A 19902-nucleotide genomic window follows, 5' to 3' on the forward strand; every position below is an offset into this window, starting at 1 on the left:
CTGCCACCAAGTCTGATGGAAAGTAGCAAAACTATTTCTTTCCTGCACCAGAATTACAAAGCTAACAGCTAAAAGCTAATACCTAACAACTACCGATGAAGCAGATTTTGATCCTGAACGGACCTAACCTCAACCTCCTGGGCAAGCGCGAACCTACCGTATACGGTAATCAGACATTTGAGGGATATTTCGAAACGCTGAAAACGCAGTTCCCGGAGGTGGAGTTGCACTACTTCCAGTCCAACCACGAAGGAGCCATGATTGACAAGATCCACGAAGTGGGCTTTACGTTTGATGGGATCGTGATCAATGCCGGTGGCTATACCCATACGTCCGTAGCCCTGGCCGATGCGCTGTCGGCCGTCACTACGCCGGCCGTAGAAGTACACATATCCAACATCCACGCCCGCGAAGCCTTCCGTCACCACAGCTACCTGACCAGCCGCTGCAAAGGGATGATCTGCGGCCTGGGATTGAAAGGCTACGAGCTGGCGGTGAGGTACTTAGTGGGTGATTGAGTGAGTGGTGATTGAGTGAGTGGGGTAATGAAGAATTGAGAGTTTAGAATGTATAGTGGGAAAGAGAACATAAAATAAACTGCTTTCCTTTCTTGCCTCATTTATTTCCCTTTTTACTTATTCAATCCCCACTGCGGTAGCCACTCATTCACTCATTCACAAATCACTCAATGAAAATTAAAACGCGTACCTTACAGTAAGCGCCAGGCCGCCTTCGTGGTAGCCGGTCCGGCCGATCAGGTTGATGGCGGGCTTCCAGTCTAGGCTACCCGTAATGGGGGCTCGGGGCAGGTGGTACTCAAGGCCCAGTATTCCGTCGATGCCAATGGCGCTGCGGCTCTCGTAATAGTAGTGACGCCGGTACCGCTGGTAACGTCCCAGGTACACGTGGCCGCCGAAGCCGTAGTAGAAGTTCAACCGTTCGGTTCGGAAAGCCTCCTTGTGCCACTCCATCAATCCGGTTACTCCTATGCCCCCCCAGCGGGCGCTTAGTATACCTTCTACCGCGTGGCGGCCATCCATGAAGTGCTTGACAGATATACCGCCGGTGTTACCCATCCGGATACCTACCCCAGTCTGGTAGGACCCTGTCTGGTAAGACTGGGCCTGGCTCGGAGTGATCCCAGTGAAAAGCAGCAGGGACAGGATGATTAGTATAGCTCTATTTTTCATAGTTGATGAATGTTATTGATCCTATATATCCATGACAACTCAGGTTGACTATTCCCCTACGGAAGCTTCTTTAACTTTACTCCGAACTCTGTATTTCTTTGCACGGGTACAGTACTTTTGTCCGTAGTACCTACCATTAATTTACCCCATACCCTATGAACCGCTACTGGGCCAACTACCACAGTCACAACTACTACTGCGATGGTGTCGAATCGCCGGAGGCACAGGTGCAGGCCGCCGTGCAGCAGGGGGTAAGTACCTTTGGATTTTCATCCCACTGTCCACTCCCTTTTCTGAATGGCTGGAGCATGAAGCAGGACCGCCTGAATGAGTACCTGTCCGAAACAGGGGCGCTTAAAGAGAAATATAAAGGTACCATTGAGCTGTATGTAGGTATGGAGGTGGACTATATTCCGGGCGTATGCGGTCCGGCCGACTTCGCCGACCAACTCGACTACACCATTGGCTCAATACACTACCTGGGCACCAACTGGAACGGCGATCCCTGGGAGATAGACGGCGCTACCGAGGGGTTTATGAAAGGGTTGGTAGAGGTACATGGTGGCGGTATAGAGGAAGTGCTCCGGCAGTACTATGCCCACTTCCGGCAGATGGTACAGCAGGACCCGCCGGATGTAGTAGGGCACCTGGACAAGATCAAGATCCACAACATCCAGGGCAGCCTGTATGATGAGGAGTCGGACTGGTACAAGGCAGAGATAGACCAGACGCTGGACGCCATAGCCGAGGCCGGATGTACAGTGGAGGTAAATACGCGGGGCGTGTACAAGAAAAAGCTGGATATGTACCCGTCGCTGTCTATCCTGAAAAAGATGCGGCTACGTGACATCCCCATCATGATCAACTCCGACAGCCACGCTCCCGGCGAGATCACCCTGGCCTTTGCCGATACCGCCGAACAGCTCCGCCAGATCGGCTATGAAACGGTGCGGGTACTGCTACAGAATGAGTGGAAAGACGTACCATTTGATAAAGACGGGTTATCTTTGGACAAATAACCATTGCCCAACTATGATCACCTTTTATCCCGGTCCGTCCAAGATTTACCCCCAGGTGGAGCAGTACCTGGCGGAGGCGTACCAGTCAGGCATCCTTAGCATGAACCACCGCAGCGACGTCTTCATGGCCATGCTGGAGAATGTATTCCGGCAGATGCACCTCAAGTTAGGCTTACCCGCTGGGTACGAGATCTACTTCACCTCTTCCGCTACTGAGTGTTGGGAAATCGTAGCTCAGTCGCTGATCAGGTGCCGAAGCCTGCACCTGTACAACGGGGCCTTCGGGAAGAAGTGGCACGAGTACACCCACCGGATATGCTCTGAGGCCCGACCTTATGAGTTTGATATGAACGAACTACCTGCTCTGGACTCCATGTCGGCTGAACTGGAGGAGGCGGAAGTCATTTGTCTTACCCATAGCGAGACCTCCAACGGTACTATAGTCCCAATGTCGTTTCTGCGGAGCCTACGCGAACGGACGGATCAGATTATAGCCATAGACGCTACCTCGTCGATGGGGGGAGTAGCAATGGACTGGGAAGCCGCCGATGTGTGGTATGCTTCGGTGCAGAAGTGCTTCGGGCTGCCGCCGGGGCTGGGGGTGATGATTGTGTCGCCACGGGCCATTCAGCGGGCCGAGGAAATCGGCTGCCGCAATCACTACAACAGCCTGCTGTACATCCGGGAAAATTTTCAGAAACACCAGAGCCCGCATACGCCCAATACCCTGGGTATATACCTGCTGGGGCGGGTCATGGAGCAAGTGGCTCCTATACAGGAGTTAAACGCCCAAACTGAGGCCCGCGCCGAAGACTGGTACCGGTTCATCGAGAAGAGCCGGTACAGCCTGCTGGTACGTGAACCAGCGGTACGCTCAACGACCGTCGTTGCGGTCGAAGGAACCAAAGAAGAAATAAAATCCTTAAAAAAGGAGGCACTGGAAGCCGGAATCATGCTCGGGAGCGGCTACGGTACCTGGAAGGAAACAACCTTCCGGATCGCTAACTTTCCGGCTATTGAGGCCGTTGAAATTGATCGTCTCAAAGATTTCCTCCGGAAGTACTCAAAAACATACTAAGAGTAGTATTGAGGCTCGAAGTGTCTTTAGTAGATTGACAAAGTAACTACTCTCTTTTATTATTTCGTGACTACCAGAATGTTAGAGCAGTACCAGGCACAAGTAAAATGCCTGGTAGCCCTCGATTCCATCATATTCGGATTCGATGGAGATGAATTGAAATTATTGCTTGTAAAAAGGGGCATTGAAGAAAATGACGTGACCTGGTCGCTCATGGGGGGGTGGCTACGCCCCGATGAAGGACTGGAGGAGTCGGCCGCCCGGATCCTGTTCCAGCTTACCGGCCTTACCAATATATACCTCGAACAGCTCTATACCTTCGGCGCCCCCTACCGCGACCCCGTAGAGCGTACCGTAGCCGTGGCCTACTTTGCCCTGATCAACGTCAACGATTACAAAGAGAAAATATCAGATAGCTACGAGGCACAGTGGTTTTCGATGCACGAGCTGCCCAACCTGCTTTTTGACCACCGCGCTATGGTGGATATGGCCATCCAGCAGCTCCGGTACAAGGCTACTCAGCACCCCATAGGTTTTGAACTGCTTCCGGAGAAGTTTACCATTCCGCAGCTACAGAAGCTCTACGAAGCCATATTTGATACTACGTTCGATAAGCGTAATTTCAGCCGGAAAATCCTTTCGACCAACCTGCTCATCAAGCTCGATGAAAAGCAAAAAGGTTTTTCCAAGAAGGGAGCCTACCTGTACATCGTGGACAACACCCGGTACAAGCAGCAGTTCAACTCCTTCCTGAACTTCATACCGGGGAGTTAGTGAAAGAGCGCATGAGCGATAGAGTAATTATGGCAGTGAATGAATGAGTGATTTGGAGAAAGAGTGATTGGGGGCATGGGAGGATAATGGGTCTATCTGGTACTTTATCAATATTCCTTGCGCCTAAAAAACTTTCCACCTTTTCCGCTTTCATCCTTACGTACCTTTCTCAAACTTTGCGGGGTAATTACACTCATCGCTCTATGTTAAGTTTTAAAGAAATCCTCTCGGTTACGCTCATTCTCTTCTCGGTTATTGATATCATTGGTTCCATTCCCCTGATCGTGGACCTGCGTAAAAAGGTCGGCCATGTCCAGTCAGAAAAGGCCACGCTGGTAGCCGGTATGATCATGATTATTTTCCTGTTTCTGGGGGAGCGTATCCTGAGCCTGTTTGGAGTAGATGTTTCTTCGTTTGCCGTGGCGGGTGCGCTGATCCTCTTCCTGCTGGGGCTGGAGATGATCCTGGGGCGCAATATCTTCCGGCACGACAACATCGACACCGGTACAGCTTCCATCGTACCCATTGCTTTCCCGCTCATAGCCGGAGCCGGTACCATGACTACCCTTATCACGCTACGGGCTGCTTATGCCATTCCGAATATTCTGATCGGAATAGTCGCCAATCTCGTCTTTGTATATATTGTACTAAAGTCATCCAACTGGCTCGAGCGGAAACTGGGACAGGCTGGTTCGGCTGTACTTCGTCGGGTGTTTGGGATTATCCTGCTGGCCATTTCCATTAAAATCTTCAAAACACACCTGATTATAGGAGGTATGTAGGCCTTAGGTACTTAGCTTATGCTCTGACTGCTTCGGTAAGAATAGGTACTTCAGGAGGCGGGAGACTACGATAAATTCAATTTACTTTGCAGAAGCAGGTGATGATAAAAGAGCCGCCAGCCTAATGGAAGTACTGCTAATCCACCAACTGATTCATAAAAAAAGATTACAACCTACAACTACCCATGCAACAACTAGATAGCCTCAACCAGGTAGCCGATTTCCACCGTACATTCAAACACCCTATACTCGACTCCCCCCAGATCCCTTCCGAAGAGCGTTGCCGACTGCGGGTAGCCCTGCTGGCTGAAGAGCTGAAAGAACTGGAAGTAGCCATTCTGGAAAAAGATATTGTAGAGGTAGCCGATGCGCTGTGCGATCTGCAGTACGTACTGTCGGGCGCGGTACTTGAGTTTGGACTAGGGGAGAAGTTCCGGGAGTTGTTTGACGAGGTACAGCGCTCCAATATGTCCAAAGCCTGTAACACCGTAGAGGAAGCCGAAGCTACCGTAGCCCACTACCAGGCGCAGGGGACCGACTGCTACTACAAGGAGGATGGGGGCAAGTACCTGGTGTACCGCACCATCGACAACAAAACCCTCAAAAACGTAAACTATTCACCCGCTAATCTGGTAGGGATACTGGATAAGAATTAATAATTAAGAATTTAGAAGGTATAATGAGGGGCTTTACAGAAGCTATATGCCATTCATTATCAGTTCTCAATTATACATTATCAATTAATACGATAAAGCCATGTCTTCCGTACTCGAACGCTTCCTGACCTACGTCCAGATAGATACCCAGTCGGATCCCCATTCGACCAGTTTTCCATCCACCGAAAAGCAGCGAAAGCTGAGTCAGTTACTTGTGGCGGAGTTGCAGGAGCTGGGTATTGAGGATGCCCATCTGGACGAGCATGGTTATGTCTATGCCACCATACCGGCTACCACCAGTAAGGACAATGTACCCGTGATCTGTTTCTGCTCGCACGTGGATACCTCACCTGACGTGACCGGTGCCGGCGTAGAGCCGATTGTGCACCGCAACTGGGACGGTAGCGATATAGTACTTCCGCTGGACAGGAACCAGGTGATCCGCCGGAGCGAGCACCCGGATCTGGAAGCGCAGATCGGTAACGATATCGTAACGGCCAGCGGCAATACTCTGCTCGGGGCTGACAACAAGGCCGGAGTAGCCGAGATCATGGCGGCAGCCGAGTACCTGATGCAGCATCCCGAGATCCGTCACGGCGAGATCAAGATCCTGTTTACGCCCGATGAAGAAGTAGGACGGGGTACCGAAAAGGTAGATCTTGAAAAATTGGGTGCCGACTACGGCTATACCATGGACGGCGAAACCGTAGGTACCCTGGAAGACGAAACCTTCACGGCCGACGGAGCGGTGATTACCATCGAAGGCGTGAGTACCCACCCGGGCTTTGCCAAAGGCAAGCTGGAGAACGCCCTGAAAATAGCGGCGGAAATACTGACGGCTCTACCCAAAGACCGCCTCTCGCCCGAAACTACCGAAGGCATGGAAGGCTTTATCCATCCGGTGCATCTGGAAGGTATTCAGGAAAAGGCTACCATTGAATTTATCATCCGGGACTTCAGTGAAGAGGGACTGAAGCAAAAAGAAGACTTTCTGCGCGGGATCATGGAGCAGGTACTTACGCGGTACCCCCACTCCAAAGCTAACCTGGAGGTGAGGGAGCAGTACCGCAACATGAAGGTAGTACTGGATCATCACCCTGAGGTAGTGGAGTATGCGCTGGAGGCTATACGCAGGGCCGGAATGGAGCCGGAGCGGCGCAGCATCCGCGGAGGTACCGATGGATCGCGTCTGTCATTCATGGGACTGCCTTGCCCCAATATCTTCGCGGGCGAGCATGCTTTTCACTCCCGACTGGAATGGGTATCGGTGCAGGATATGGAAAAGGCCGTGGAGGTGATCATCCATCTGGCGCAGGTGTGGGAAGAGAAAACGGTGTAAACTGTCTCCTAGTACTACTTCCTCCTGTGTAGAAAGGGGAGAAAGATAGAGCAGACCAATCCGGTGAAGGCATTGAATACCAGCGTCACGCTCTGGTACGTCTTCATCTGGAAGTAGTCTTCCATCATCTTGACCGATTGATTAAAATTATCTTCGGAAGGAGCCGATACCGATATCCACTCCCGGCCCTTGATCATGATGTTGTTGAAGAAGTCGGGATTGATGAGGTTGTAGAACAGCCAGCGCGACAGCAGAAGCATCGGCAGGGCCAGTACCGTAGTCAGGAAGGCCGTCCGGAAGCCGCGTCCGTAGTTCCAGAAGGTAGTGGTAGGTAGGTTTTTCTTCTCCCTGATTTCCCGGTTTAGTACCAGAGCCCACAGTGCAACGGTTAGCAGTGATGTGACCGGCAGGTAGTCGACCAGCGCATCGTGAAAACCAATCCAGAATTCCAGACACAGCCAGAGAAACAGGATCCCAGTCAAATTAGCAGCGTATTTGAATTCAGTTTTCATGAAAAGTAGAGTGGGTAAGGTTGAGGCTTCGTGAGCAAATATCTGTATAAACTACCGAAAAACCCGTAGGAGTGTTTTATTTGCGGTATTATGTCAAAAAAGCAAAAGTACTATGTGGTCTGGCAGGGGCGTCAGACGGGGGTATTCACCGATTGGAAGGAGTGCGAAGCCCAGATCAAAGGTTTTCAGGATGCGCGTTATAAGTCATTTGATTCGCTGAAAGAGGCCGAGGCGGCCATCCAGCGCAACTACTGGGAGTTTGTCAGTAAAAAAGAAACTACTCCCGCCACCAGGGAAGCCCCCGCCAGTGTAGGGCAACCCATCAAAGAAAGCATAGCCGTCGATGCGGCCTGGAATACCGCCACCGGCGACATGGAGTACCAGGGCGTGTACCTGCGTACGGGCGAGCGGATATTTCTGCAGGGGCCTTTCAAAGATGCTACCAACAACATAGGGGAGTTCCTGGCCATAGTACACGGCCTGGCCTACCTGCAGAAGCACAACTCGAACCTTCCTATTTACTCTGATTCTAAAACTGCCATTAGCTGGGTAAAGAAGAAGCACGCCAATACCAAGCTGGAGCTCACTCCCCGCAACAAGCCGGTGTTTGAAATGCTGCAGCGGGCCGAGCGGTGGCTGGCTGATAACAAGTACTCCAATCAGATACTCAAATGGGAGACGGAGTACTGGGGGGAGAATCCTGCTGATTTTGGCCGAAAGTAATATCAACCACCCGTGCCACGGTTCCAAACCGTGGCACGGGTTCCAGAATAAAGTACCTGTGGCACCGCTTTACACAGTGCCACAGATTCAAGCAGACTATGCCGCGTAACCATTCCTTTCGATTTAAGCAGTTCACCGTACAGCAGGACCAGTGCGCCATGAAGGTATGCACCGATGCCTGCGTGCTGGGCGCGTGGGCGCAGGTGGATGGGGCGAAGAAGGTATTAGACATCGGTACCGGTACCGGGCTGCTGTCCCTGATGGTGGCGCAGCGTACTACTGGTGCCAGCATAGATGCCATTGAGCTGGATGAGGCCGCTGCGCAGCAGGCCCGTGACAATGTAGCCGCCAGTCCGTTTACCGGACGGGTACAGGTTATTCATACGCCCATTCAGCAGCACAAGCCGCAGGAACTGTACGACTGCATCATTACCAATCCCCCTTTTTTTCAGGCCGATCTGCGTTCACCTGATGCGGGGGTCAACCAGGCGCACCACGCGCAGGACCTAACCTTTGCCGAACTACTGGCGGCTATAGACCGGCTCCTGAAGAAGACTGGCGTATGGAATGTACTACTACCGGTGGAGGAGAGTGATAAGTTGCAGCAACTGGCAGAGGTAGGGGGCTGGGTACCTACCCACCAGTTACTGCTTACTCACCAGCCGGGCCGGAAGCCTTTTCGGATGCTGAGTACCTACGTGCATAATGAGCGGAGGGCTGTAACTAATATGAAAAAAGAATTGTTTATTTACGAGACCGACGGCCGGACGTACTCCCCGGAGTTTCGTGAGCTGTTGAAAGAGTTTTACATTATTTTCTGAATAAAGATATTTCTGTGTCCGAAAGAGAATCCATATCGCTGCGGCAAACCAGTACCAGTATCCGCCCGTCCAAATCCGAACCGTCCGTTCAGGTATCAGTAGTGGTGCCCCTCTACAATGAGGACGAGTCATTGCCTGAGCTTCACGATTGGATCGTGCGGGTCATGAAGGAAAACGGGTACACCTACGAGATCCTGTTCATCGACGATGGCAGCCGCGACCGCTCGTGGGAAGTCATTGAAGCGCTTTCTGGCCGGAATCCGCACGTGCGTGGTATCCGTTTCTCCCGCAACTACGGCAAAACCGCCGCCCTGCAGACAGGCTTTCAGGCCATTAACGGCCGGGTAGTGATTACGATGGACGCTGACCTGCAGGACAGTCCCGACGAGATACCCGACCTGTACCGGATGATCACCGAAGAAGGGTACGACCTGGTATCGGGCTGGAAAAAGAAACGCTACGACCCGCTGAGCAAGACCATCCCGACCAAGCTGTACAATGCCGCTACACGGGCTATCTCGGATGTGTATCTGCACGACTTCAACTGCGGCCTTAAAGCCTACCGCTGTGAGGTGGTGAAGAATATGATCATCTACGGTGAAATGCACCGTTACATACCCGTTATAGCCAAGTGGAATGGTTACGACCGCATCGGCGAAAAGGTAGTGCAGCACCGTGCCCGCAAGTATGGTACCACCAAGTTTGGGCTGGAGCGCTTTATCTACGGCTTCCTGGACCTGCTGTCTATTGCCTTTGTCAATAAGTTTGGTCGCCGTCCGATGCACTTTTTTGGTAGCATGGGTATTCTGATGTTCTTCTTTGGCTCTATGATTACGCTATGGCTCATTGCCGAGAAGCTCTGGAAAATCTACATGCTCAAGCCGTATCGTAACGTCACCGACAACCCGCTGTTCTTCCTGGCGCTGGTCGTAATCATCCTGGGTACGCAGTTCTTCCTGGGAGGCTTTATTGGCGAGCTATTCGTGAAGCAATCCGTCAAGAAGACGGGGGATTACGTCATTGCCGACATCGTAGGCGATGAGCAGAATCAGTGAGCAGTATTTAATGACCAGTGATCAGTGACCAATTACCAATTCCCACTAATCATTTACCTTAGTAGTACCATCAATAAAGCGCAGCCTTCCCGGAAGGCTGCGCTTTATTATTAGTGTGGATATAGCAGAAAGTATTCTTTTAATGAAGCAAAGCTTCTAGTACCTCATTCTTTAGGCTCTCCGCCAGCCCGGCAAAGGTACTTTCGGTTACGGTACCTACATTGGTAGCCAGGAATAGGTACAGCCCGTGCTCGGGGAAGTAGAGCATGGCACAGCCGGCTCCCAGTCCGGCACCACCGTGGCCGTAGGCTACGTGTCCTCCCTGTTCGTAGTAAAACAGACCCATGCCGTAGGTAGATTTGTTAACTTGGTCGTTAACCCATGTTTTCATCAGCGCCAGGGATGAGGGCTTTAGCAGTTTTCCTTCCATCAGACCTTTGGTGAATTTGATCACATCCAGGGGTGTGGCTACCATTCCATCATCCCCAACCATAGAGCTAACATTGGCCTTCTGCATGACCGAGTTATTCTCCAGGGTACCCGTTCCAAAGCGGTCCCAGTAGGTATTGACCAGCCTGGGGTCTTGCAGATAGTCAGGTGTGTTATAGTACAGGGTATTGTCCAAATGGAGCGGGGCCAGAATGTGCTGCCGGATATACCCGGCATGGTCGCCGGTAATGGCATCAACGACCAGGGCCAGCAGCATATAGTTGGTGTTGGTGTACTGATACTTCGCCCCCGGCTCAAACCGCAGTGGTTTTCCTTTGATAAAACCAAGCAGCTCCTCGCTGGTAAACGTATGCCTAGGATGCTGCAGCAGGTACGTCACATAACCCGGATCTTCGGTGTACTCATTGACACCGGAGGTATGGTTAAGCAGCATCCTCACGGTGATCTTTTCGCTATCCGTCAGGTACCCTTTGTAGGGCAGAGGTAAGTAACTGCTGATGGATTGATCCAGGTCTATCTTGCCAGCCTCATACAGTTGCAGTACTGCGACGGCCATATACGTTTTGGTTACGCTTTGCAGGTACTGCAGTTGACATATTTGCATAGGAGTCTTATCTTCTATTTTAGCGTAGCCCGAGCTACCTGCCCAGAAACCTTCCTGAGGAGAATAAACAGCCATTGCCACGCCGGGCAAGCCCAGGCGGGTGTACTTGTTCATGAGGTTCTGCAGAGCTTCGCTGCCTGAGTACCCGCTGTTGATCGGGTCACTACTGACGCAGGTCGAATCTACTGGTTCGCTGAATGGTTCGGGAGTACAGCCTGTGATCAGCAGTATCAGCAGGCTTATAATTAAGATATATTTCATGGCTAAATAGTAGTAGGTAAATGATTAAAAATGGATTCTGGAGCCGGCCTGCAGGAGCTGGTTAGGAACCAGCGGGGCTGATGGGTTGTAGTGGCCCGCAACGAACAGCTGGTAGCTAATAAAAGGTGAGATAGGCAGACCTCTGGAAGGATTGAGGCCAACCGAAATACCTACCGGTATCAGAGGGAGCCACTTGCCGCTGTTCCTGGCCTGCACCCACTCTCCGTTGGCTGGGCGCCAGCTGTCGGTCGGGTGGTGGATGTACCAGCCACCTACACCAGCTTTCAGTTCGGTATAGAAGGCACCGACTATGCGGGGACGCCAGGCGGTTTGCGTCATGACCATCATGCCGCTGCCCACGGAACGGTTGCTTTGCCATCCCACGCTCAACTGTTGTACCAGGGTACTCTTTCTATTAAGTAGGAGCTCGGTTCCGACAAATACCCCTACGTTGGAAAAACTAGTCTTGACGTCCCGGAGTGGGAGGGCCAGGGAGTGAAACTGTACACCTACCATCAAGGGGAGGCTGCGGTTGGTGGGAGCTGTTTTTTCCTGTGCTAAAGCGTAGGTAGTTGCCCAAAGTAGGAAGGTAAGAAGAAGAAAATTTTTCATGGCTGTATTGTTTTGATGCGGCAAACTTATCTGCCACGGAGTACTCAAAACAAGCCAATAAGTGCCAAATCTGGCGAAATGCAGCATTTATACCCATGAAATGCAGCCCATCGGACTACTAAAGAGCAAACCATTCCTTGAAAGCAGGCGCTTTGAGCCGACTGGCCGTAACAGAAGTGGGGAGCGTAGGCGAGGGGAGTAGCAGTACATGAATCTTGCTGTTGTCGGCCCGCTCAAAGCCACGGATCATGCCCCGATGGATAATGTACTGCCGGTTGACCCGGAAAAAGGAGCGTTCGGGTAGTTGTTCCTCTACTTTGTCCAGCGATTGGTCCAGGAGGTACTTTTCGCCAATCTGGTTGCAGACTACCGTATATTCACCGTCTACATAAAAGCCCGAAATTTCTTCAAAGTGAAGCAGGAGGTCCTTCTTACCGAAACGTACCATCAGTCCCGTCTGGTCCGGCTTCGGCCCTTCCTCTGCAGGTACCGGGGCTTTTTGCCCTTCTGCTTGTTGCCATAGGTCATAGAAGAACAGACCAGTGTAGATGCCATTGACCACAAAGTTCCAGATCACAAAGAGAAACATGGTCTTGGTGTAGAAGTCCAGCGGGATGGGATCTCCGCCGGCCAGCCAGTTGACCAGCTCGGTAAGGAACGAAAGCACCACCACGGTAGACAGCGAGGTACCTATAAGCTGGAGCAGAATCCGTTTGAGAGGCGCTTCGGTGTAGGGGAGGGTACCGTCGAGGTAACAGATGATGCTACGAATGGCCCACCAGGCGGCGTAGCCTTCCAGCGTATCGATACAAAAGGTAGCTACTGTAAACCAGCTGAGCGAAATGGTATCATAAGTAAGGTAGTAGTTGAGGGAGTTGATGAGCGGAATCAGGATCAGGAAAAGCCTGACGTCATTGACGCTGTTCCTGTAATAAAATTTGGGGTGATCCATGGTGTACAGCGTGATTGGCTCCGTTAGGCTACTCTACTTCCGGCTGTCAGGGCAGAAGGTTGCCCATCGGAGGTACTTCCTGCAAAACTAATTCTTTCTTCTGGTACATCATCCGCTGCCGTACCTCTTTTCACCCCCCATGATTCTCCAGGCTGGGCCAGGTTTTGCGGTCGCGCAGGTAGGTGTCAAACCAGTTGATGGTTTGCTGCAGGTAGTCGGCGCGGTGTTCGATGAGCGAGTGCTGCCCGCCCTCGTACAGGATGAACCGAAATGGTTGCTTGATCTGGTAGAATTTGTTGACCAGGTCAAGTACCTGATCCGTAGGTACCCGCCAGTCGGCGGTGCCCTGAAGCATCAGGATCGGGGTAGTCTTGCTGATTTTCTCCGCTACATACACCGCGGAGCGCTCTTTCAGGACGGGCGAGTGGATGTCGGCGTAGCCGGGGATCAGCTCTTTGTATACCTCATCAAAGTCCGGGCGACTCTTCATGAGCTTGATCAGATCCGTAATACCACTACCTACCACGGCGGCTTTGATCTTCGAAGTCCGGGTAAGGGCCAGGTAGGTCATCATGCCCCCCCGGCTCCAGCCAAACATCCCGATGCGGGAGGTATCGGCCTTGGGTACCTCTGCGAGCGCCGGTATCAGGTTCAGTACATCATTCACGTCCTTTCCGCCAAACTCTTCCTTACCCTCGCCGCCATCGTTACCCCGGTACTGGCTGGCTATGATCACATACCCCTTGCTGCTCAGTTCTCCCAAGCCTCGAAGGATAAACCCTTCGTCGGTGATCTTGCTGAACTCCTGGTTGCCACCCCTATTGTAAATAATGCCGGGGTAGCTGCCCGCCTGCTTAGGCGTTGCCAGGTACCCCTTCACCTTCAGGCCATCCGAGAGGTACGTAATATGGTAGAAGTCGACCGTGGCAAGTATGGACCGGATACGGGGAGCTATTTTCGCCAGACTATCGATACTTTGAGTGGACAGGGTAATAGGTACCTGATCTAAGATCCGCCTGGTCTGTGACCGGGCTGTGAGGCAGGATAGGACAAGTAGTAGGGAGAAGATATATTTCATATAAAGATTATAGTGCACACATAGAGGTCACAAAAGTAAAGAGTCGTAGCTTACACAGAAAACTACGACCAAAAATTACGTACTGTACAGCCCATGACTACTTACGATAAATGCGCAAAGCGGTGTAGGGTTGGGTAGTCTGGTAGGTGAATTTTCCCGCTGCTGCCGTACCTTTTTTCACTACCTGCATGTTCCAGGTATCCAGTACCTCCAGGGCGTAGTCTGTGGTGCCGGGTAAATCCAGATTAATGGGCTGTCCTGCCTCTGCCACATAAGCCAGGTAGTAGGTACCCGGCTTGGCGTAGATGTGTACATTGTTTTTCAGGTTTTTTGGGTCGCCGTTGTCTCTCATCTCCGGAGTCATTTCGTGTACCGGCGCCTGCTCCATGACTGTTCTGAAGTACCTGATCCGCTCGGGACTCTGACCCATCAGGGTACCCCCTTTGGCCCACCACCGTACTTCGGTTTCGGTATCTGAGTCATTCTTATACGTATCACCGTGGGTACCATAGCCACCACTCAGCCCCGCCATCCAGAAGTAGCTGCTCATCTCCTGAGAATTCATGTTACCCCAGCCACTCTTGACGTCCCCTTCGTAGCGCATCTCATCAAAAAGCAGGGGCTTCTTGTACTGATTGCGCCATTTAATGGCATTGTAAAATTCGGCAGTCTGCGCGCTGACGTGGGTGATCCAGGGGCGGGTATGGTCGTAGAAATGGTCTTCTGAGCTATACCAGTTGTGGATGCCCCGCAGGCGCTGGTGGGGATCTTCCTTCTGCAGCAGGGTACCTATGCCCTCCCAGTCTATGGTAGTTTTGATGTCCGGTACGTCCCACTCATTAGCCAGCGACCACCACACATTCCGGTAGGCCGACAGGCGGGCCATCATGTAGCGCACGTACTTCTCGTTCATCTCTTTACCCATCTTACTATATCCCCAGGCGTCATAGGGGTGAAACAGGATTACGTCCGCCTGAATACCCATCTTCATAAGTTGCTCCACCCGCTCGTCAAAATTCCGGAAGAAAGCGTAGTTGGGCTGCGTCAGGTCATTCTCCTTTCCTTCTCTTTTGTACGGGTACGCCCAAGGTTCGGTCTTGTTGCCGTACTCGTAGGACTTCGGAAATACGCACATCCTGATTTTGTTGAAGGGAGCCTTCGCCAGTGTTTCCAGCGTCCTGGCCTGAACCGGCTGCTTGACGCTGGTCCACTGGTAGGCCGTAGTACCTACTGCGTAGTAGGGGGAGCCATCGGCATACTGCAGGTAGTAGGTATTGACCACTTTAACAGGGCCATGATTCGTACCCGTAGGGGCTACGCACTGGAAGCCTCCTTTCTTCCCGGAAAGTTGGGCTACATTGCTTTGGGTCTGGTAGGTCCAGTTGCCCCGGATGGAAGGTGAAAAACGGATCCGGTAGGTGCAGTTACCGTCGTAAAAGCCCGGTACCTGTACGCTTTGTCCACCATTCTTGAAAACGGCCGCCAGCTCCACCTCCATGTAGGGGTTTCCGGTGGCGGGGCCACTGAGTACTATTTCATGCACCCCCCATTGCTCGGTTTTTTGCTTTTTATTGGCCTGAGCAAAACCCATTAGTGAGGCGGCGCTCAGAAGTAGTGTAAGTAGGAGTTGTTTCATACTGAAAAGGCTAAGGGTGAGGTATAGGTCTGTTACTGAAGGAAGAATTTATATGGTACAAGATACTCCTACTCAATGCCATAAATTATTATATGGAAGTATTTTGCCTCATATTCAAACAGGTGTCATTATAATTAATCAGGTAGTTATCTGATTTCTCAATTCCGTTGCTGGCGAATAGCAAATAGAGGAGACAAAGCGATCTACTGTATCGCTATAGAAAAAGGGCGTAGCCTCTATTTCCTGGCTATGCCCTTTCAAATAAAAACTATACAAAGATCTCCTTGCCTTACTCTTTATAAACAGATATCACCGCAGGTGTAGATATCTTCTGCTTTTTTAAGAAGCGAAAGAAACAAGCTGCTTCACCATCTTCTCAGCAGTACTCGAATAGACTTCTGTATATTTATTCATTAGCTCTTCTCTGGTGGGCTTTTTATCTTTGGCCTGCCGCTCCCATAAAACAGAGAGGGTGGCAAAGGGCGGAAAAAGTAGGCCAATGGCGTTATAAAAATTCGAAATATTGGCAATGACGCTCTGGGCGCCATCAGAATCACCCGTAATGATCAGGCCTCCCACCTTTCCTTCCAGTCTTGAGGTTTTCCCTTCTAGAATTTCGTCGTGAAGCTCGTCCAGCCGCTCAATGACCCGCTGTATTTTGGAGGACTGGTTGTTCCACCAGATCGGAGTAGCAAAAATGATGATTTGCGAAGCCAGGAGCTGGTCCAGGATCAAAGGCCATTGGTCATTATCTCCCATATTACTACAGGTACCCGGTAGTATGGTGTAATCCACCAGTCTGATGATTGTACATTCTACATTCTGTTTTTCCAGAAACTGTACCAGGAATTCTGACAACACGGCGGTATTCGACAGTTCCGTCTTTTTTAGGGTTCCGAGTAGTATGGTTGCTTTCATCATCAATGGTTTGTTTTCTATAAAAAGGTAAGGAGAATAAAGCTATCACAATTAGGTTATACCACACTAATTCGTCACCACTGGGGCGGTCGAATCAGACTAACTGGGAGATCAGTAGGGGTACTTGCCAGAAGAGGGGAAGATATCTTATTCTTCTCAAATGTAGCAGAATAGTTTACCTATTCAACCAGTCAATAGCTCCATACTTTACAGAAACAAGTATTGGCAGAACCTGAGCAACCATAGCCACCTACCTATCAGGATAGGTGGCTATGGTGCTTTTTTAACTGATACGTTGCCGTTTGGTATTGATTTTTTTTGAGCAAATAGCCAGTCCAGTACCCCCGGTGTATCACTGACCTGCTTCCAGATGTCGTGGCCCCGGTCCGGGAACTCCGTGTAGCGGGGAGTGCCCCCTGCTTTGCGGATGGCTGCTATCACATCCCGTGAGCCGCTGACGGGTACGTTCTTGTCCAGCCGGCCGTGAAAGGCCCAGATGGGTACATGGATCAGGTTAGAAGCCAGAGCCGGATCTCCTTCACCACAGATGGGCATGGCCGCGGCAAACAGCTCCGGACGAGTACCGGCTAGGTGCCAGGTACCATAGCCCCCGAGCGACCCCCCCCCTACGTACCTCCTCGTTTCGTCTATGGAATACTCCTGTTCCAGAGCGCGAATCGTTTCGAATACCAGAGAGTCTATGGCCGGTCGGCCCAGCAGACCACCCCAGCTCGCATCGGGCGGACACTGGGGCACAAACAGAAAGGCCCGATACTTCTGGCGGTTGGCGGGTTCGGATAGCGTCTTCGCCTCCCACGACCCATCTACCTGCCTGATGTTGTCGGTACCCCAGCCACCGCCCCCGTGCAGGCACACCACCAGCGGGTACTTCCGGGCTGGGTCGTAGTCCAGCGGTTTCAGGAGGCGGTACTGTAATTTGTCGCCTTTGGAGTTGGTGTAGGTATGGGCCTCAAAGGTTTGGGCCAGTACTTTGCCAGCGGGCGAGGCGTGCATATTCTGGTAAGTGGCGGTGGCTAGTCGGAGTCCAAAAAACAGCGTAAACCCTATGGAGGCTACAGCCAGAAAGCCCAGCATACCACCTGCTGCCTGTGGAAAGGGAGGGAGTACATCCCGGGCGGGCAACTGCCGTGCTTCCTCCCGAAAGTTCAGGAGAAACAGGACGGGGACCAGGCTATTTAGTAAGGAAGCCCATTCGGCCACCCTTTGCAGGGTACCTTGCAGGGCTACATCCTTAGTGCTGATCGTCCCTATAAAGGTTATCACTAAGATCGCATCCATAAGGAGCATACCTACCCCGGCTGCCCTGAGCCAGCCTCTCTCCCTCGCCGGGAATGCAATTAGACTAGTTCCATGCAGCAGTCCCGCTCCTACGACCAGCAGCGTAGCCGGTACAAACAGGTGCCGTAGCTCACCCTGTACCCGTACCGCCAGTATCACGCCAGCCTGAAAGGTAGTAGCCAGCAGGAGAACTACCCCTGATGTAAACGGGAAGCGGTACCCCCTGGCGTGATAGTAGTTGAGCAGGAGCAGTAAGCTCACCAGCGACAGGACGAACATCCCCACCAGCCATACCGTCAGGGTAGGCAGCGACAGAAAATGCGGCCCCGCCCACAGACCAAGCAGTCCCTGCAGCAGCCCAGCCGCTACGAACAGTCCCAGAAATAGGTTGGCAAAGAGGTAGAAATCCCGGTTGAGGGGGAGTGGTCTCATGGAGTAGCAGGACAGGTACCTCTCTAAGGTAAAGCAATGGGACCAGTACCCAAACACATTCGGGATGAGTGGTCAATAGTCCGGGGCTGGTGGGGCTAAGCCCCCCCTTACATGAAAAAATCAAGTTAAGACTGGGGCTTTGGCTCCGCCTTCACCCGCTTGTACTTCTCAATGATAATACGGTCAATGCCCAGCTCCTCAATTTTTTCTACGCCTTTCTGAATCAGGGTATCTTTCTGGATTTTGACCACAAACTCGAAGGAGTGGTTTTCCCAGGCGGGGTCACTGTAATAATTCAGGTGTTCGGTATAGGTACTATCCACCAGCGTATAGGTACCCCCACCGGCCGAATAGGGGGCCACCGTGGATGCGGCGGTAGAATCTGTCCGAGCATTTATCGCGTGATTCAGAAAAGCGAAGTGCGACTTGTTCAGGATCTTGATCATGCTGCGCGAGGAGTCGAAGGTGGAGTAGGTACTATCCTTCTCGGTGGCCGTAGCCGAAATTAATTCCCAGGTACCTTCAAGAGGAAGCTGATCAGTTTTGGAATTGCATGAAAACAGCAGGCTGGCGAACAGAAATACAGTATAGGTAGGTGTACGCTTCATAGACAAGAGGGATTCAGGAGTAGGATGGTTTATGAAAATGCAAGGTAGGGAGAAAAGGAAACAATTTATAAAACAAAACACCTACCCCCAATGGAGGTAGGTGTTTTGTACGAGCAGCTAACAGGATTACTTAGCCGCAGGAGTAATGATGATGTTGCGGTACTCTACTGGACCGTGGTCGCCCTGGATATAGATGGGGCCGGGCTCGCCTTCGTTGCTGTCGAGGGCTCCGCCGGTGATACCCGGGATCTCCTGATTGGTGATAACCCGCTTGCCATTAACATCCAGCGTGATCATCCGTCCAACCAGCGTCACGTCAAATGTCTGCCATTCGCCGGGCTCTTTGGCTACCATTTCGCTGGGAGTGATAAAGCCATACACGGCACCCAACTGATCCAGGGCCGGCTCCATGCCTTTGCTATCCGTTACCTGCACCTCGTAGCGTCCGCGCAGGTACAAACCGCTGTTGCTTCCCTTCGGAATCCGGAACTCCGCGTGTAGTTTGAAGTCATCGAATTTCTGGTCGGTGATCAGGTTCGCACCAGATTTCTCGCTTTTCAGTACGCCGTTCTGGATCGTCCATTGGCTGGGGCCTTCGGTATGCCAGCCTTTAATCGTATTACCTTCGGTTAATTTTATCGGCTTTCCCCAGGTAGGTTGAGTCGTTTTACGGAGGGAAGGGGCCCGTACGCCGGTCCAGTTGTATTTTTTGCCGTCGGGGGCGGTAATGGTACCGCTGATCTTTTCACCCTGAAGGGTACCTTCCAGCGAAAAGTCCCCGTCTCCCTGTTCCCACTGTGGCGGAATGGTGAAGTTGAACTTGCCGTCCTTAAAGTGTACCTCCGAAATAGGACGGGCGCTACCCGATACGGATGTAAATTGGCCCACCAGGGTCTTGTTACCTGAGTGTCTGACTTCCAGCCACGAAGGAGCCGGCTTGCCGTTCATGTCCACCGTAATATCCCACCGGCCTTCCAGCGGAGAAGCCAGGGGTTTGGCCTGTGCATTGATAGTAAGTACGGCCAGCAGCAGGGTAAGTGCCGATAGCGAGAAGTACCGGTAAAAGGGTTGAGGTTTGGTTTGGAATAAGCTCTTCATAATGA

At 51.9% G+C, this 19902-nt stretch carries 21 protein-coding genes; 10 read left to right on the forward strand and 11 right to left on the reverse strand.

The genetic code is table 11. The features are described 5' to 3' along the window. Positions 1-95 precede the first annotated feature (95 nt). A complete protein-coding gene (aroQ, locus tag JTN23_RS02090) occupies positions 96-518 on the forward strand; it encodes a type II 3-dehydroquinate dehydratase (RefSeq protein WP_247232027.1) in 423 nt (140 codons plus the stop codon). A gap of 177 nt (positions 519-695) precedes the next feature. Here aroQ and JTN23_RS02095 read toward each other — a convergent pair whose 3' ends face one another. After that, the gene (locus tag JTN23_RS02095; protein ID WP_247232028.1) at positions 696-1190 is read right to left on the reverse strand and encodes a hypothetical protein; all 495 of its coding nucleotides are present in this window, start codon (positions 1188-1190) and stop codon (positions 696-698) included. A gap of 155 nt (positions 1191-1345) precedes the next feature. On the opposite strand from JTN23_RS02095, the gene JTN23_RS02100 reads away from it, so the two are divergent. The 6 genes from JTN23_RS02100 (at position 1346) to pepT (ending at position 6838) form a co-directional block, all read left to right on the forward strand. Then, positions 1346-2209 carry a histidinol-phosphatase gene (locus tag JTN23_RS02100; RefSeq protein WP_247232029.1) on the forward strand — a complete coding sequence of 288 codons (864 nt, stop codon included), beginning with the start codon at positions 1346-1348 and terminating at the stop codon, positions 2207-2209. 13 nt (positions 2210-2222) lie between these two features. Then, on the forward strand, positions 2223-3287 hold the full coding sequence (locus tag JTN23_RS02105) for an aminotransferase class V-fold PLP-dependent enzyme (RefSeq protein WP_247232030.1): 1065 nt from the start codon (positions 2223-2225) through the stop codon (positions 3285-3287). A gap of 78 nt (positions 3288-3365) precedes the next feature. Continuing rightward, positions 3366-4061 (forward strand): NUDIX hydrolase, encoded by a 696-nt coding sequence (locus tag JTN23_RS02110; protein ID WP_247232032.1) that lies wholly within the window; start codon positions 3366-3368, stop codon positions 4059-4061. A 203-nt stretch (positions 4062-4264) separates the two neighbouring features. Next, on the forward strand, positions 4265-4843 hold the full coding sequence (locus JTN23_RS02115) for a MarC family protein (protein ID WP_247232034.1): 579 nt from the start codon (positions 4265-4267) through the stop codon (positions 4841-4843). A 185-nt stretch (positions 4844-5028) separates the two neighbouring features. After that, positions 5029-5499, forward strand: coding sequence for a nucleoside triphosphate pyrophosphohydrolase family protein (locus JTN23_RS02120; protein ID WP_247232035.1), 471 nt, complete (start codon positions 5029-5031; stop codon positions 5497-5499). A 100-nt stretch (positions 5500-5599) separates the two neighbouring features. Further along, positions 5600-6838 (forward strand): peptidase T, encoded by a 1239-nt coding sequence (pepT, locus tag JTN23_RS02125; protein ID WP_247232036.1) that lies wholly within the window; start codon positions 5600-5602, stop codon positions 6836-6838. 14 nt (positions 6839-6852) lie between these two features. On the opposite strand, the gene JTN23_RS02130 is transcribed toward pepT, so the two are convergent. Further along, positions 6853-7350, reverse strand: a complete 498-nt coding sequence (locus JTN23_RS02130; RefSeq protein ID WP_247232037.1) for a DUF4199 domain-containing protein — start codon at positions 7348-7350, stop codon at positions 6853-6855. Between the two features lie 90 nt (positions 7351-7440). Between JTN23_RS02130 and JTN23_RS02135 the strand changes: the two genes are divergently transcribed. From JTN23_RS02135 to JTN23_RS02145, 3 genes are all read left to right on the forward strand, one after another. Further along, positions 7441-8073: a ribonuclease H1 domain-containing protein gene (locus JTN23_RS02135; protein WP_247232038.1), complete on the forward strand. Its 633-nt coding sequence runs from the start codon at positions 7441-7443 to the stop codon at positions 8071-8073. Between the two features lie 98 nt (positions 8074-8171). Next, positions 8172-8894 carry a tRNA1(Val) (adenine(37)-N6)-methyltransferase gene (locus JTN23_RS02140; RefSeq protein WP_247232039.1) on the forward strand — a complete coding sequence of 241 codons (723 nt, stop codon included), beginning with the start codon at positions 8172-8174 and terminating at the stop codon, positions 8892-8894. Between the two features lie 59 nt (positions 8895-8953). After that, the gene (locus tag JTN23_RS02145) at positions 8954-9949 is read left to right on the forward strand and encodes a glycosyltransferase family 2 protein (RefSeq protein WP_247232333.1); all 996 of its coding nucleotides are present in this window, start codon (positions 8954-8956) and stop codon (positions 9947-9949) included. A gap of 139 nt (positions 9950-10088) precedes the next feature. Here JTN23_RS02145 and JTN23_RS02150 read toward each other — a convergent pair whose 3' ends face one another. The 9 genes from JTN23_RS02150 to JTN23_RS02190 form a co-directional block, all read right to left on the reverse strand. Continuing rightward, on the reverse strand, positions 10089-11264 hold the full coding sequence (locus JTN23_RS02150) for a serine hydrolase domain-containing protein (RefSeq protein ID WP_247232040.1): 1176 nt from the start codon (positions 11262-11264) through the stop codon (positions 10089-10091). A gap of 24 nt (positions 11265-11288) precedes the next feature. Beyond that, a complete protein-coding gene (locus JTN23_RS02155; RefSeq protein WP_247232041.1) occupies positions 11289-11876 on the reverse strand; it encodes a hypothetical protein in 588 nt (195 codons plus the stop codon). A 118-nt stretch (positions 11877-11994) separates the two neighbouring features. Continuing rightward, positions 11995-12828, reverse strand: a complete 834-nt coding sequence (locus tag JTN23_RS02160) for a LytR/AlgR family response regulator transcription factor (protein ID WP_247232043.1) — start codon at positions 12826-12828, stop codon at positions 11995-11997. Positions 12829-12958: 130 nt separating this feature from the next. After that, a complete protein-coding gene (locus JTN23_RS02165; protein ID WP_247232045.1) occupies positions 12959-13906 on the reverse strand; it encodes an alpha/beta hydrolase family protein in 948 nt (315 codons plus the stop codon). 97 nt (positions 13907-14003) lie between these two features. Next, the gene (locus tag JTN23_RS02170; RefSeq protein WP_247232046.1) at positions 14004-15542 is read right to left on the reverse strand and encodes a DUF5060 domain-containing protein; all 1539 of its coding nucleotides are present in this window, start codon (positions 15540-15542) and stop codon (positions 14004-14006) included. Between the two features lie 339 nt (positions 15543-15881). Continuing rightward, positions 15882-16463, reverse strand: a complete 582-nt coding sequence (locus tag JTN23_RS02175; RefSeq protein ID WP_247232047.1) for a flavodoxin family protein — start codon at positions 16461-16463, stop codon at positions 15882-15884. Positions 16464-16730: 267 nt separating this feature from the next. Beyond that, on the reverse strand, positions 16731-18191 hold the full coding sequence (locus tag JTN23_RS02180; RefSeq protein ID WP_247232048.1) for a carboxylesterase family protein: 1461 nt from the start codon (positions 18189-18191) through the stop codon (positions 16731-16733). A 125-nt stretch (positions 18192-18316) separates the two neighbouring features. Beyond that, a complete protein-coding gene (locus tag JTN23_RS02185; protein ID WP_247232049.1) occupies positions 18317-18799 on the reverse strand; it encodes a lipocalin-like domain-containing protein in 483 nt (160 codons plus the stop codon). Between the two features lie 126 nt (positions 18800-18925). After that, positions 18926-19897 carry a 3-keto-disaccharide hydrolase gene (locus JTN23_RS02190; protein WP_247232050.1) on the reverse strand — a complete coding sequence of 324 codons (972 nt, stop codon included), beginning with the start codon at positions 19895-19897 and terminating at the stop codon, positions 18926-18928. Between the last annotated feature and the right edge of the window lie 5 nt (positions 19898-19902).

It is taken from the genome of Telluribacter roseus (genome assembly GCF_017355915.2).
In the GTDB taxonomy this organism is placed as follows: domain Bacteria; phylum Bacteroidota; class Bacteroidia; order Cytophagales; family Spirosomataceae; genus Telluribacter.